General features: G+C 46.5%; 12 protein-coding genes. 9 read left to right on the forward strand and 3 right to left on the reverse strand.

From position 1 onward, the window contains the following. Window positions 1-44 precede the first annotated feature (44 nt). Window positions 45-1,247, reverse strand: a complete 1,203-nt coding sequence (locus tag LOZ80_RS06115; protein ID WP_238170597.1) for an MFS transporter — start codon at window positions 1,245-1,247, stop codon at window positions 45-47. A gap of 228 nt (window positions 1,248-1,475) precedes the next feature. On the opposite strand from LOZ80_RS06115, the gene LOZ80_RS06120 reads away from it, so the two are divergent. Next, a complete protein-coding gene (locus tag LOZ80_RS06120; RefSeq protein WP_238170598.1) occupies window positions 1,476-2,981 on the forward strand; it encodes an alginate lyase family protein in 1,506 nt (501 codons plus the stop codon). A gap of 183 nt (window positions 2,982-3,164) precedes the next feature. Further along, window positions 3,165-4,259 (forward strand): response regulator transcription factor, encoded by a 1,095-nt coding sequence (locus LOZ80_RS06125; RefSeq protein WP_238170599.1) that lies wholly within the window; start codon window positions 3,165-3,167, stop codon window positions 4,257-4,259. A 20-nt stretch (window positions 4,260-4,279) separates the two neighbouring features. Here LOZ80_RS06125 and LOZ80_RS06130 read toward each other — a convergent pair whose 3' ends face one another. Next, complete coding sequence (locus LOZ80_RS06130; RefSeq protein WP_238170600.1) at window positions 4,280-5,785, reverse strand: response regulator; 1,506 nt, start codon at window positions 5,783-5,785, stop codon at window positions 4,280-4,282. Further along, window positions 5,782-7,560: a sensor histidine kinase gene (locus LOZ80_RS06135; protein WP_238170601.1), complete on the reverse strand. Its 1,779-nt coding sequence runs from the start codon at window positions 7,558-7,560 to the stop codon at window positions 5,782-5,784. The genes LOZ80_RS06130 and LOZ80_RS06135 overlap by 4 nt, the downstream gene beginning before the upstream one ends. Window positions 7,561-7,691: 131 nt before the next feature. Here LOZ80_RS06135 and LOZ80_RS06140 point away from each other — a divergent pair, with 131 nt between their 5' ends. The 7 genes from LOZ80_RS06140 to LOZ80_RS06170 all read left to right on the forward strand — a co-directional run bounded on the left by LOZ80_RS06140 (window position 7,692) and on the right by LOZ80_RS06170 (window position 15,186). Continuing rightward, window positions 7,692-8,597, forward strand: a complete 906-nt coding sequence (locus tag LOZ80_RS06140; RefSeq protein ID WP_238170602.1) for an ABC transporter permease — start codon at window positions 7,692-7,694, stop codon at window positions 8,595-8,597. Window positions 8,598-8,608: 11 nt separating this feature from the next. Next, the gene (locus LOZ80_RS06145; RefSeq protein ID WP_189017380.1) at window positions 8,609-9,544 is read left to right on the forward strand and encodes a carbohydrate ABC transporter permease; all 936 of its coding nucleotides are present in this window, start codon (window positions 8,609-8,611) and stop codon (window positions 9,542-9,544) included. Between the two features lie 98 nt (window positions 9,545-9,642). Continuing rightward, window positions 9,643-11,361, forward strand: a complete 1,719-nt coding sequence (locus LOZ80_RS06150; RefSeq protein ID WP_238170603.1) for an ABC transporter substrate-binding protein — start codon at window positions 9,643-9,645, stop codon at window positions 11,359-11,361. Between the two features lie 38 nt (window positions 11,362-11,399). Further along, a complete protein-coding gene (locus LOZ80_RS06155) occupies window positions 11,400-12,704 on the forward strand; it encodes an alpha-L-fucosidase (RefSeq protein WP_238170604.1) in 1,305 nt (434 codons plus the stop codon). Then, window positions 12,688-13,560 (forward strand): sugar phosphate isomerase/epimerase family protein, encoded by an 873-nt coding sequence (locus LOZ80_RS06160; RefSeq protein ID WP_238170605.1) that lies wholly within the window; start codon window positions 12,688-12,690, stop codon window positions 13,558-13,560. The genes LOZ80_RS06155 and LOZ80_RS06160 overlap by 17 nt, the downstream gene beginning before the upstream one ends. A gap of 260 nt (window positions 13,561-13,820) precedes the next feature. Further along, window positions 13,821-13,988: a hypothetical protein gene (locus LOZ80_RS06165; RefSeq protein WP_238170606.1), complete on the forward strand. Its 168-nt coding sequence runs from the start codon at window positions 13,821-13,823 to the stop codon at window positions 13,986-13,988. Between the two features lie 613 nt (window positions 13,989-14,601). Next, entirely contained in the window at window positions 14,602-15,186 is a 585-nt protein-coding gene (locus LOZ80_RS06170) for a TetR/AcrR family transcriptional regulator (RefSeq protein ID WP_238170607.1), read from the forward strand. Window positions 15,187-15,267: the final 81 nt, after the last annotated feature.

Below are 15,267 nucleotides of genomic sequence, written 5' to 3' on the forward strand. Positions count from 1 at the left end.
GACTTCATCCAGGCAGCCTCTATGACGTGTTCTTATAAGACTCGCTAGTACTTCACAGATGGCTTACGCTCTGTTATATAACAAGCAATGCCCAAGATGAGAGCCAGACCGACGAGCACGGCGCCGACCCAGGGGAGGGCGGTTATGGCTAAATGAGTAATGACCCAACCTCCAATGAAAGCACCAGCGGCATTGCCGAGATTGCCTGCTGAATGGCTGGAGGTAGAAGCAAGTGCAGGCGCCGCTTTGGCTAGGCTCATAACACGCAGCTGCAGACCTGGGAATACGGCGAAAGAAGCAGCTCCCCACAGAAAGATGGTCACTACGGCAGCAGTTGGGCTATACATCGTGAAGGTGAAGAGGGTTAGGATGACGCAAGTCGCAAAGTAAATGCCCAGTACGGAAGGCATCAGCTTCCAGTCCGCCAGTTTGCCGCCAACCATATTGCCGATGGTTACACCACAGCCGAATAGGACCAAAATCCATGTTACGCTATGCTCGGCAAAACCGGTGACTTCCGTAAGCAGTGGTGTAATATAGGTGAAAATAGTGAAAAGGCCAGCGTTGCCTAGTGCCCCGATCAGCAGATAAATCAGGAGCTTGGGCTTGATTAGTGAAGTAACCTGCTGAAGGATACTGGCTGGTTTATCTTGCTTCATGGACGGGATAAAGATAAGTATGCCGACCAATGCGATCATTCCCATAATCGAAATAGCGCCAAATGAGGATCGCCATCCCATGTGCTGGCCGATAAATGTTCCTAGCGGAACGCCAATAATATTGGAAATGGTTAAACCAGCCATCATGATGGAAATTGCTCCGGCACGTTTGTCCGGGGGGACCAGGGTGGAGGCAATAACAGCCCCAACGCCAAAGAAGGTCCCATGCGTCAAGGCGGTTATTAGGCGGGCGCCCATCATAATCGCATAGTTGGGAGCGAAAACAGAGATTCCGTTGCCCAGAATAAATAAAACCATGAGCAAACATAATAGTTTCTTTTGTGGGATTCGGTGGGTGAGCACGGTCAATATAGGAGCTCCGATGGCTACCCCAAGAGCATACATCGTAATGAGTTGTCCGGCAGTTGAGATACTGACTTCCAAATCCGTCGCGACATTAGGCAGAAGACCCATGATGACAAATTCAGTCATGCCAATTGCGAAGGAACCAACGGTTAGAGAAAGCAAAGAGATGGGAAACGCTTTTTTGGATCCTTGATCAGTGGAGATACGTTGAGATAACGCCATGGTGTCAATATCAAACCTTTCTGAGATGTTGTATAAATCAATCTAGCATATTAGTGAGGGAATGCATAGACGCGGGAATAACTATTATTTTGGTAATCATAATAAATTACCCCATATACACCTTGGAATAATCCATACAAATTTTTTGAAGGAAGAGATAACATGGTTTTGAAATCGTTTACATCGTTTTAAAATCTGCATGATTACTATTAAGGGAGTGAACGGAAAATGAGTAGGAAATATTCGCTCAAGCAGGTGGTTGTATCATTTTTATGCGGATCCTTATTTTTCTCAGGCATCGGCTTCGCAGCATCGTCATCGACGGACATCAGCTTGAAAAAAGTGAGATTGTTTGTGGATGGAGTAAACAAAAGCGCTCCAAATGGCAATTACAATAATCAAGGTGACAAAGTGCCGGAGTCCTTGGTCTATCAGAATACGACCTATGTACCCGTACGAATGGTTGGAGAACTGATGGGCAAGAACGTTGAATGGGACACTGCCTGCAGAGCGATCATCATCGGAAGCAAACCCAGTGATGAAGTCAAGAAAGCTGCTTGCAAAGGCACAGAGGCACTCGATGATGCTAAGCTGGTTACGCTGGATGCAGCTACCTTGAATGAGGCGAAGAGAAAATATTTGGCGGGAGATCCGCTTATCACACAAAGCGTGAATCAACTGATACTAGATGCAGAAGCGGCACTGCAGAAACCCCCGGTGTCGGTGCTGGATAAAACCACGGTGGCTCCTAGCGGCGATAAACATGATTACGTTTCCATCGGAGTCTATTGGTGGCCGAATCCGAATACGCCAGATGGAAAGCCCTATATTCAGAAAGACGGCCAGCAGAATCCGGAAGTCAATACGAATGCCTTCGACCGGACAAACTTCGGTATCACGACGACAGGTATCCGCGCACTTTCTTTAGCTTACTTCTTTACCGAGAACGAAGCTTACGCTGACTACGCATCCAAATTGCTAAGAATTTGGTATCTCGACCCTGCGACGCGAATGAACCCAAGTTTAAATTACGGCCAGTCCGTACCAGGCGTGAATGAAGGACGGGCAGCGGGTATTATCGAAACCTTGAATATTTTGAACACGCTGGATCCTGCCACGATCTTGAATGGCACGAAGTATTTGTCCAATCAAGATTTGGACAAATTCAAGCAATGGATCGGCAGCTATATGACGTGGCTGCTCGAAAGCCCGATCGGCACGGATGAACGAAATGCCAAAAACAATCATGGCAATTGGTACGATGCGCAAGTCACTGCCTATGCCTTATTCAGCGGACACACGGATGTCGCCAAGAAGATTGTCGAAGATAACAAAAAGCGGATTGCTTCACAAATCGCACCAGACGGCAGCATGCCGCTCGAACTAGCTAGAACGCGGTCCTTGCACTATTCAACTTACAATATGGAGGCCATGACGATTGTTGCCCGATTAGGCAGCAAAATCGGCATCGATCTCTGGAATTACAAGACGGAAGACGGACGCAGTATTCTCAAAGCTATGGAATTCCTGAGTCCCTATATCAGCAAGAAGAAAGAATGGGAATTTGAACAGATCAAAGCCGAGACTTTATCTTCAGCGCTCCCAGCTATAACGTCAGCCGCGAGGGCATACAAAAATCCGGAATTCCGATTCATTGCCGAGCAACTATTGAAAGAAAAAGGGGCATCCGCCCGGGAGAACTTGGTGTTCACACTACCGAGCATATCCCAATAAGGAAGCTAAACTTCTTCTAGGCACACACAAAAGACTGCCCGTGAGTAAATTTACTTGCGGGCAGTCTTTTTCTTTGTTTTGGAGTAAGGGGGAGCACCGTAAAATACGCCAACCAAGCTAAAGATTTTACATGTTCTTAGGCGAGTTCGCATAGTAGAATCAACTTAAGATTTCCAGTATCGGATGAAAGTGATTCCCAATTCGGCGATGGATGCCGTACCGCATAGAACGAAAAAACCTGCAAGGGAGAGGTTTCCCATTCATTTGCTTATTGTCGACGATGAACCTATCATCCGCCTAGGGCTAAAGAAGATGGCCGAGGCGTACATGCCATCTTTCGCGGACATTCGGACTGCCGAAAATGGGGTAGATGCTTTGGGTAAAATAGCTGCAAGGGAACCGAACATAGTTATTTCAGATATACGTATGCCCAAAATGGATGGTTTGGCTCTTTGCCAAACCATTCACCACCACCATGCCCATATTCAAACGGTCGTGGTTTCCGGGTATAACGATTTCGAATACGCCCAGAAATGCATATCTTACGGTGTGAAGCATTATTTGCTTAAACCAGTACCTCAATCGACGTTGCACGAGGTTTTCGATGCGATGCTTAAGAAAGAGGCTCCAGGTTATATCCCTGTTACTCGTTATGTGCAGTGGATCGATTGTGTGGAACAGTGCATCTGGACCTTGCAGACCGACGAGCTAAACCGGTTGATGGAGGAATGGAAAGACTATTGTCTCCAAGCGAATCTTTCCTTTCACCAACTCCATGAGCTGCTGAATGAATGCATGGACATGTTGCTGAAGAGATTCCAGGTGCGACATTTTATACCAACAATAACGATGCGTGATATTCCGGAAGGAAATATAACAATAGCCCTCGAAGCGTTCGATGATCAATTACGACAAATCGAGGGATGTTTACGACTGTCTCGTAATGGCAATTATAAAGACGCTATGCAACTAGCGAAAAACTATATGGATGACCGGTTGTCTCAAGAATTGTCTCTGGATGAGGTTGCGAAGATGGCTGGATTAACCCCCACCTATTTCAGCCTCCTCTTCAAGAAGATGACGAACCAAACCTTCGTGCAGTACCGAATTAACAAAAGAATGGCGATGGCCAAAGAGCTGCTGGGAGTCCCCCATCTCAAAATTGTTGATATTGCGGATGAGGTTGGCTACGACGATTATTCCCATTTCACCAAAACGTTTAAAAAAGTAGTGGGCATCTCGCCATCTGAATTCCGCAGCTCGCTGGGGATTAAGTAATGGGTGGCACTTATCTGTCACTATGAAGAATTTTCGATCCGGAATTGCCCAGGCGTAATGTTCTCGAACTTTTTAAACACTTTGAAGAAATGCCGCGGATTCTCGTAGCCAACAAGCTCCGCAATCGTATTGATCGGCCATTCCGGGTTCTCTTGCATGATTAGTTTGGCTTTGGCAAGTCGGTAGGTGTGCAAGTAGTGCAGGAAGGTCAGTCCCATCTCTTTGCGAAACAACATGCTGATGTAGTTGGGATGCATTTGCACATGGTCGGCCACGGCATCGAGCGATAAATCGAGCTTGTAGTTTTGTTCCACGAAAGCGACGATTTTGTCAATGGCATGTACGTTCGGCTGCTGGTTGTCGCTTCGTCGCATATATCGAATTAGCTGCACAAGAATCTCCGCTACACGCACATCCTCAAGGATCGCGCCGCTGGATGAAAATAGTTGGGCTGCGGCTTGCTCGCCCCAGATCGCTTCAGGTGTTAGATTGACATTTTGCAAATAGAGCCCTATGCATACTAGAAACTGCTCACGCAGTTTGCTGTGGCAATCGATATCGCCGGAGAAATAGAGAAGTATGGGCTGCATGTCCTTCTCGATCTGCTCGATGGAGGTTTGATGCAGTAAGGATTGTTCAATATAGTGAACAAGGCTGTCATAGCTACTATAGAGGTTCTCCGTTTCTTGTTTGAAAACCGTTAATCCGCAGCTGCCAAAATACCGCTGAAACAACAGGGATGCCATCGCTTCAATATATAGATTGCGTAGGCTGATCCCATCGTCCATCCCCCCGCTAGCCCCTATGCAATATCCACTGCCCTGTATCTTAAACTCACCGCATAACCGGTGCAGCTCTGCGTCCGACAGCACGTGGGCACCATTGACAATGAGGATGGTTTGCCGCAAGAAACGTGACTGGGTTTTGTAAATCCTGCTGCTAGCCGCTGCCAAAGCGTTAACGATACCATCCAGACGTTCGGCTGGAAGAGGAGGTTCGTTTTCACATGCCTGAAATACGATGATGGTGGTGTAAGGATGGGGAAATAGAGGCTGCAGCTGCTCTGGCCTTAGCGACAGCTCCTCGTAGGGAGTATTGTATAGGATATGCTCCTTGAGCAGCAGCAGGTCGTGCTCGATGGTTCGTGCCTGCTCTTGCTGTATCGTTCTCCCGATCTTATGGAGTATGGTAATTAGTTCATCCTTGTTGATTGGCTTCAACAAATAGTCGATGACTTGGTAGCGCAGTGCTTGTCTGGCATAAGCGAAATCGCTGTATCCGGTTAAGATAACGAACCGGCTGCAGAGATTCATCTCTTGTATGTGCTTAATTAGCGCGAGTCCATCCAATTCCGGCATATGAATATCAGTCAGGATCAAATCCGGCTGGAAGTGTGCCAGCTTTTGTATCGCATCAATGCCGTCGGCTGCTCCGACGATCTCGGTAAACGGTGTATCCGCTTTCTGGATCATACGGATGATGCCGTTCAGAATAATAGGTTCATCATCGACAACCATCAATTTCATGGCGTTGCCCCCTTAGCTAACTTGAGTATGCATGTCGTTCCTTCGTTAAGCTTACTCTCCAATTGAATGCCTGAAGGTTCGCCAAAAAACATGTTTACGCGTTCGTTTACATTCATAATGCCTAGGCCTCCGCCGCTCTTTTGCAAATGATGGACATCCATAGTTCCGTTTAATACAGCCTGTATGAGCTGCAATCGTTCTTCCTCAATGCCTGCGCCTGAGTCAACAACGGCAATGTACATGAACGCTGCATCTTCCCAAATGCGGATCGAAAGCGAGCCTTGTTTTCTTACATTCGCGATTCCGTGAACAATGCTGTTTTCAATAATCGGCTGCAGCATATAGTGGGGGCAAATAAAGTTATCGATCCTTGCGTTGATGTCATAGGATACTTGCAGTCGGTCAGCGAGTCTAATTTGTTGGATTTTGATATAGTCTTTGATATTCTCGACTTCTTCTCGCAGCGAAGTCTCGCTTTTGGTTCCAGACAGGCTGTAGCGGAACAGCTTGCCAAGCGTATAGGACATCTCCGCGGCCTCCGGGTCATCGTTCGCTTCCGCGATCATGCGAATCGATTCGAGCGTATTGTACAGGAAATGAGGCTTGATTTGGGCTTGCATCATCAGATAGGCCGATTCCTTGCGCAGCATTTCTGAACGATGTACGGTATTGACTAGCTCATCCATGCGTCTGATCATCGCATTGTAAGACGAAGTCAGATGTCCGACTTCGTCTTTATTAATTTCCCCGCGATAGAGCGGGAAATAGTTCTCGTCCACTTGCCGCATGTGCTTGGAAAGCTTCAATATCCGCTTCGTAATGGAGCTGGCGATCAGATAGTAGATGCCTGACAGCAGCAGCAGCAGGGGGGCTACAATCAAAACGAGCACATACTTATTTTTTTTTACCCCAATAAAGACATCGTCCACTTGCTCGATCATCACAAATTGCAGCTTGAGGCTTTCCGTATAGAACGATTCAATAAGCAGTTTCTTCCCGTTGACCGTCTGGTACGCGTATTTGGCGTTTGCTTGGAACGCATCGGCGAGCATGGCCTTCTCGGAATCTTTGGACAGGGCAATCTCTTCGATATGAGAAATAATCTGATGATCCTGATCAAGCACATATAAATTGCTGCTGATGTTCAAATTCAGCGACTCCAGTAAAGGCTTTATTAGATTCGAGGTTACCTTGATATCGAGAAGGCCAATGTCCTGCTCGAAGTTGCGGTTTCCAATTTTGTGGAAATAGTGGAGGTTGATATCGGGATAGGATCCACTATTAAACGTAACCCATTTGCCTACGCCAAGCGGAAGCTTTTTAATGTCCTCGTCTAGCTTGAACTCGTCCATCTTAGCCATTTCCGGACGGAAAATCATGCCGTTTTGCTGCTCCATATAAATGGTCATTCCATCGATCATGCGATTGGATGACAAAATATAAGAAAACAAGGGTCTGATATAGGTCAAAAAATTGGAAACCTGCTCAAAATCGGTCCGGTAGTTCCCACTTAAATAGGCGATCGTATTCGAATTATTTTGGAATAGCTGATAAGCGGACTCGATCTGTACCGTGCTTACGTTGATGTTGTTAAGCACTTGATTAACAATTTTTTGTCTGCCTTGCGCGTATTCTTCAAGAAAGCTGTTGTAGTTCTGATTATACAGAAACAAGCCGAACGAAATAATCGGAATGAAAATAATGACGATATAACCTATGGCCATTTTTTTCACAATCGATAAGTTTTGATAGCTGAAAGTCAGCTTGGTTTTCATTGATCACACCACCTTATAAACGGACACTGGATCTTAAAAATGATCACTATAAATATGTGTCAGACTCCTTTATTATAGACCTTGTAAGCGCTTAATATAAGCGGTAGGCCATTGCATCGAGGGGGAGTATCATGAGTATAGCACTTAAAATGGTAAAGAAAAACTGGCAACTCTATCTGATTATTTTACCGTCACTCGTTTATTTAATTATATTCAAATATGTCCCCATGGTTGGCGTCCAAATCGCCTTTAAAAACTATATGGTCACCAGAGGGATATGGGGAAGCGATTGGATCGGTTTCAAGCATTTTGTGGACTTTTTCCATTTGCCTATCTTTTGGAGAGTTATCAAGAACACGGCGCTGCTTAGTCTTTACTCGCTGCTTGTTGGTTTCCCGGCGCCGATCATTCTGGCCCTGGCGTTAAACGAATTGAAAAACGGGATTTTCAAAAGGACGGTTCAGCTGGTCACATTCGCGCCTTATTTCATTTCAACGGTCATCATGGTTTCCATCATCATGCTGTTCCTTTCTCCACAGCTCGGCTTTGTTCATCTCTTGGCGGATAAGTTCGGATTTCCAGCGGAAAATATAATGTCCAAGCCAGCGTACTTCAAAACGGTGTATGTACTCTCCGATGTTTGGCAGTTTACGGGATATGCCTCGGTCATTTACATTGCCGCTCTGGCAGGGGTTGACCCGCATATGTATGAGGCGGCCAAAGTAGATGGCGCGTCCCGGTTTCAACGGATGATTCATATCGATTTGCCAAGCATAATGCCGACGGCTGTTATCTTGCTCATTCTGAATGCAGGACAAATTATGAATGTTGGCTTCGAGAAGGTGTATTTGATGCAAAATGCCATTAACGTTGGGACCTCCGAGGTCATCTCCACTTATGTATACAAAATGGGCTTGGTTGGAGCGAATTTCAGTTTCTCCGCAGCAGTCGGACTCTTTAATTCTATCGTTAATTTGCTGCTGCTCATTGTGGTCAACTATGTGGCTAGGAAAAATTCAGAGACGAGCTTGTGGTAGGAGGTAAACAGATGGTTCATTCCGAACAGACTTTGACGATAGAGGCACGAAAAACCTCAACTCGTATTCTTGAAAATAGTGTGGACAGATTGTATTTGTTCTTTGTCTACTTGTTCTTGCTCATTTGTTTGATCATTGTTGCTTATCCGCTCATTTATATTGTTAGTTCTTCTTTCAGCTCGTCATCAGCCGTCATCTCAGGCAAGGTGTGGTTGCTACCCGTGGAGCCGACGCTTCGCGGTTACAAAGCGGTGTTTCAGAATCCGCAAATTTTGACGGGTTATGGCAACTCGCTTTTCTATCTCTTCTTCGGAACGCTGCTTAGCGTAGCCTTGACGATAACAGCAGCTTACCCGCTTTCACGCAAAAACTTTTATGGACGCAATGTCATCACCGCGCTGTTCATTTTTACGATGCTGTTCAACGGGGGATTAATTCCCTATTATTTGACCGTGAAAGGCATGGGCTTGCTCGACACGAGATGGGCGATGATCATACCAGGGGCAATTTCCGTCTGGCAAGTCATTCTGGCGAGGACATTTTTCCAGACGTCGATTCCTTCGGAACTAACGGAGGCCGCACATTTGGATGGATGCAGTGATTTCAAATTTCTGCTGCGAATTGTGATCCCGCTTTCCAAGCCAATCATTGCTGTTCTGGTGCTCATGTATGCCATCGGCTACTGGAATTCCTACTTTGATGCGTTAATTTTCTTGAAATCGGCTAATTTGTATCCACTGCAGCTTATTCTACGAAACATTCTGATCCTGAACTCTATCGATCCTACGATGATTAAGGATGTCAAGGAGCTTGCGGATCGACAAGGGTTAAAGGAACTGCTTAAATATTCGTTGATTGTTGTGGCGAGCGCTCCCGTTCTAATGCTGTATCCATTTGTGCAAAAGCATTTTGTAAAAGGGCTGCTGATTGGTTCTCTGAAAGGTTGAATCCGGTTACACATCGAAAGGAGGGATGCGCGGCAGTGTACAGACCAGGCTTGTCCAGACGGAATTGAATAGCTATGAAAAACAAGGAGGGTTTGAGTATGGTAAGTAAAGGAACCAGAAAAACATGGTTATCGGCGGTCCTGATTTTATTCATTACTTTGCTTGTAATTGGCTGCACATCCAATAGCGATAATCCCAAAGGCAGCACCAGCCCTGGCACTAGCCCAAGTGGGGCAGGAAGCTCAGGCGGGGGAAAAGACGTTAATGCAACCGGCTTTCCGATTGTCGCCAATAAAATTACGATGAGTGCTTTCGCGCCGCAATCCGCTAATATTGCCGATTTGAATACGAATTGGTTTACCAAGTATTTGGAAGGAAAGACGAATATTCATTTGAACTGGCAGCTTGTGCCGGGTGAAACAGCGGCATTGAATGAGAAGAAGCAGCTGCTGCTCGCTAGTGGCGACTATCCCGATATTTTCATGCAAGGGAATCTAACGAAAGAGGAGCAACTGCTCTACGGTCAACAAGGGGTTCTGCTTCCGCTAAATAAGCTGATCGATCAATACGCACCGAACATTAAGAAAGCATTCAAAGACATTTCGTACTTGGAGAAGGCAATCACTGCGCCAGATGGCAATATATACGCGATTCCTTCCTTGAATGAGTGCTATCACTGCCAGTTTTCTGCCAAAATGTGGGTGAACACGAAATGGCTGCAAAAGCTTGGTCTTACTGCACCTAAAACGACTGACGATTTCTACAACATGCTCAAAGCGTTTAAGGAGAAAGATCCGAATGGCAATGGCAAGGCAGATGAAATTGCGTTGACGGGTTCGCCGACAGGTTGGCATACGGATATTGAAACGTTCGTCATGAACGCGTTCGTCTACTACAATGCGGACAACAATTATTTCATGATGAGCGGCGGCAAGCTGGCAACCTCGGTCGATCAACCAGGCTTCAAAAAAGGTCTGCAATTTTTGAACAAACTATATGCGGAAGGCTTGATTGACAAGGAAGCATTTACACAAAAATCAGATGCGCTTACGCAAAAAGGGAATAGCCCTGATATAGCGATTGCCGGCGCGATTCCGGCAGGCTGGTTCGGCGAATTCACGGATGCCTCGCCAACAGCGACGCGGCACAAAGACTATGATCCGATTGCGCCGCTTACAGGACCGGACGGAGCATCGTTCACGCCGCACTACATTGGTGTAGGGAACTCTGTATTTGCCGTGACGAATAAAAATAAAAATCCAGAAGCTGCCATTCGTCTAGCCGATTATCTGTATTCGGATGAAGGCACGACATTGTCGAACTTCGGAGAAGAAGGCCGCAACTGGGTGAAGGCCGATGCAACCGATAAGAATACACGCGGAACGGCGGCTAGGTTCAAAGTGAAGGAAACGTCTTATGGGGTAGGTCAGGTGCAGAACGATCATTGGAATCAAATGGGCCCGAACTTCCGATCTGCTGAATATCGCGAAACAGGGTACGCAGCCAGTCAGGATCTCTATACGATGGATGGCTTAGAAACGCGTCTGTACAAAGCGACCAAGGAATTGTACGAAGGACATCAACCGAAAGAAGAGTTCCCGACGGATATCTTCTTGACGAACGACCAGGCCAATCAAGTGAAACAATTAAAGCCGATTATTACGGATTACGTCAAACAATCCATGCTGCAGTTCATCATGGGGGCTAAGAGCTTCGACAAAGATTGGGACGCTTATTTGAAAGGTCTTAAAGATTCCGGTATGGATCAATTTATCAAAATCTATCAGGATGCCTACGATAAAGTGTATAAGAAGTGATTGCGGCAGGAATTGCATAGGAACAAAGGAGGAGACATATGAACAAGCGTTGGGAACGAACCGAATGGTTCCGGGAAGCACGATTCGGCATGTTTATTCACTGGGGATTGTATGCAATCCCCGCGAGGGGGGAGTGGGTCCGAAGCTTCGAGAAACTGAGCAATGAGGCATACGAGCCGTACTTCCGCGAGTTCAACCCGGACCGTTACGACCCGCGGGCATGGGCCAAAGCAGCGAAGGCGGTAGGACAGCAATACGCTGTACTGACGACGAAGCATCATGATGGCTTCTGCCTCTTTGAAAGCGAGTTTACGGACTATAAGGCTTCGAATTCACCCGCACAGCGGGATTTGATCAAGGAATATGTCGAAGCTTTTCGCGATGAAGGGTTGAAGGTCGGCTTCTACTATTCTTTGATTGATTGGCATCATGATGATTATCCTGCGTACGGGGACCGCATTCATCCAATGAGAGACAATGAAGCATATCAGAACCGTCCGATTCAGTTCGAACGCTACGTGGACTATCTGCATGCGCAAGTGAAAGAGCTGCTTACCAATTATGGGCAAATTGATGTCATGTGGTTTGACTTCTCTTACGATGATATGACGGGTGAAAAGTGGCGGGCAACGGAGCTAGTCAACCTGATTCGCTCCCTGCAACCGGATATTCTTATTGATAATCGGCTTGGCGGCCATATTAAAGCGGCCGAGCCGGAGGTATATGCGGGGGACTTCTATTCCCCTGAGCAAATTCTGCCGCCCGGCGGCATTGTAGACGAGAACGGGCTGGATGTTCCCTGGGAAGCCTGTATTACACTCAACGACAACTGGGGTTATCATGCGATGGACCATGCCTACAAGTCCCCCAAGCAGGTCGTGCGGGCTTTGGTTGAATGCATCAGCAAGAACGGCAATCTGCTCCTCAATGTCGGGCCGGATGCACGAGGGGAAATTCCATCTCAATCCTTAGAGATATTGACGGTTGTTGGTGAATGGATGAGGCGCAATGGCGAAAGCATCTATGGATGCGGAGCAGCGGATCTTCCTAAGCCGGAATGGGGGAGGTATACGCAGAAGGGAAATATGTTGTATGCCCATGTGTTTGATCGCGGTATCGGCCCCATCTATTTCCAAGGACTTAAGGGGAGAATTAAGAAGGCAAGACTCCTTGCAGACGGATCTGAGCTGAAAATATCCATGCCGTGGATGGCGGAACAGTATTCGGATATCGCTAGCGGGGCATTCATTCATTTGATCGGAGCCGAACTGCCGGACGATATGGATACGGTGATCGCGCTTGAATTAGTGACTGAGGTGATAAACGATGAAAGTAGGTCTTAGCACATACAGCTTGTTGGGCGTATTAAAAACAGGAGAAATGACTGTACTCGACGCGATTGAGTGGATTGCCGAGCATGGCGGCGAGCATATGGAAATTGTCCCCTATGGTTTTACGCTGATAGATCAACCCGAGTTAGCGGCTGCAGTCCGCGCGAAGGCCAAGGAAGCTGGCATCGAATTATCCAATTATTCGATGCCTGCCAACTTCGTCCAAGAGACGCAAGAGGCTTTCGAAGCTGAGCTGGAGCGCGTCAAGCAGCATGTTGATTTGGTAAATGAACTCGGCATGACCCATATGCGGCATGATGTGACAGCTTTTACATTGCCGCCGGAGATGATGACGATTCAATGGTTCGAAGCGAACTTGCACAAGATGGTAAGAGGAAGCCGCATCATCGCTGATTATGCGGCCCAATACGGGATTACGACGACCATTGAAAATCACGGCTTCAGCGTACAAGCCAGCGATCGCGTGCAGCGTGTTCTGACCGAAGTCAATCGCCCCAATTTCAAAACAACACTCGATATTGGCAATTTCATGTGCGTCGATGAACACCCGCTTATCGGGGTGCGCAAGAATTTACCCTATGCGTCACTCATCCATATGAAAGATTTTTATTTCAGACCCTACCATGAACATCCCGGAGAAGGAGCCTGGTTCAAGACCGCGAATGGCAACTATCTAAGAGGCGCGATCGTCGGTCAAGGAGATATCGATATGCGCCGAATTATCAAGCTGATTAAGGATTCGGGATATGATGGTTATGTCACAGTGGAATTTGAAGGCATGGAGGAATGCAGGGCAGCCTCCATCATCGCGATGGACAATGTAAGGCGGCTGTGGCAGGAAGCTTGAGGCATAATGAGGTAAGCGGCAGCTAATGACTCATGCGGCATTGCTAGTTGGAAAGCCCGAAAGCCTGGAGGCGCTGAAGAGGCTGTCCTCAAAGAAAGTCAATTTAATGACTTAAGGGCAGCCCCATGCTTTCAATATTGAACTACATGGAAAAGCTTCCGTTATTTCTGATACTTTCTCACGGAATAGATTTCACTCCCAATCGAAACAAAAAAAAGAGGCAACTCTCTAGGTTTGTAACCTTTAGAGCCAGCCTCTTTTTGCTGGCGTCTGTCGCAGATTTCTTTGCTACGGCAGTTTTCGTCTCCCAGGGGTCTAACGAACTGTACGATGCTTATCGACGAGAAAATGGCTACTTTGGCGATGTAATGAACTGGATTGACGTTATCGAGCAGAATGTAGGCGGAAAGGTGATCGTTTGCTTGTAATAGAGCATCTGGGATTCATTAGATTTTCAGAATGAGCGATTTTGGTCGAATAAAGGGTGTTGAGTTCGTTAGGAAACTTGCCCCAAGGTACATTGACTTGGTGACCTAAATGCAGACTAGGTTGTTCTTGAAATCTAAGCGTTTAAATGTTTTGGAGTGATCGAGGCGTTACCCCAGCGGCCACGCGCGGAGATAAGGAAAACTCAGTCCACTATTATAACAAAAAGTGTCCGTATAGCGAGGGATCTAACGAACTGTACGATGCTTATCGGCGAGAAAATGGCTACTTTGGCGATGTAATGAACTGGATTGGCGTTATCGAGCAGATTGTAGGCGGAAAGGTGATCGTTTGCTTGTGATAGAGCATCTGGGATTCATTAGATTTTCAGAATGAGCGATTTTGGCCAAATAAAGGGTGTTGAGTTCGTTAGAGTGCCTGTACGTGCTCCTGCCTGTAATGTGGCTCGATGCTCCCATTCCTGCGTGGACTAAATTTACAGTGTGTAATATAATTTACACAAATTGAATTGGATTGTAGGCAGAATTGAGTGGTTTATAAGCAATAGGCTAATATAATGTGAAAGCTATACATAAGAGCAAAGGAATTAGGTACATGGAAAATAAAACATCCCGAACCGATCCCCGCATACTCCGCACACGTCAATTGCTGAAAGACGCTTTTGTGGAATTGCTGCAGGAAATGGAAATCGAGAAAATTTCGGTCAATCGTATTGCTGAGCGAGCTACCATAAACCGTGTTACCTTTTATCTGCATTATCGGGACATTCCCGATATGCTGGAGAAGATGGCAGATGATATGATCGAGGATATTCGTAAAATTCTGGACAAGGATTCAGGGAATCAGTATGTCGCAGAAGAAGGCGCGTGGCCGCTGTTGGTGGACTTGCTGGAGCATATAGCCGAACATGCTAAATTTTATAAAATCATACTTGCGTCGAGGCGAACGCCGATTTTTACAGACCGATTGTTAAAGCTGTTGTCTGAATTAATCACCGCAAGACTGGACAGCGCGGAGAGTGAAGCGATTCTTGCTGCTACCGGTATTCAGAAGGATATAGCTCTATGGTATGGATCTGCTGCCTTAATCGGGACTATCGTTGCTTGGCTTCGAAAGGATATGCCATATACGCCGCTATATTTGGCCAAACAATTTACTTTAATGCGTTCGCTTTCATAGAATTTGAATATCGATTGCCTAAAGTTTGGAGTCATAGACTCCAAGCTTTTTTTCTATTTGTTGATGCCAACGCCTTAAATC

Source organism: Paenibacillus sp. HWE-109 (genome assembly GCF_022163125.1).
In the GTDB taxonomy this organism is placed as follows: domain Bacteria; phylum Bacillota; class Bacilli; order Paenibacillales; family NBRC-103111; genus Paenibacillus_E.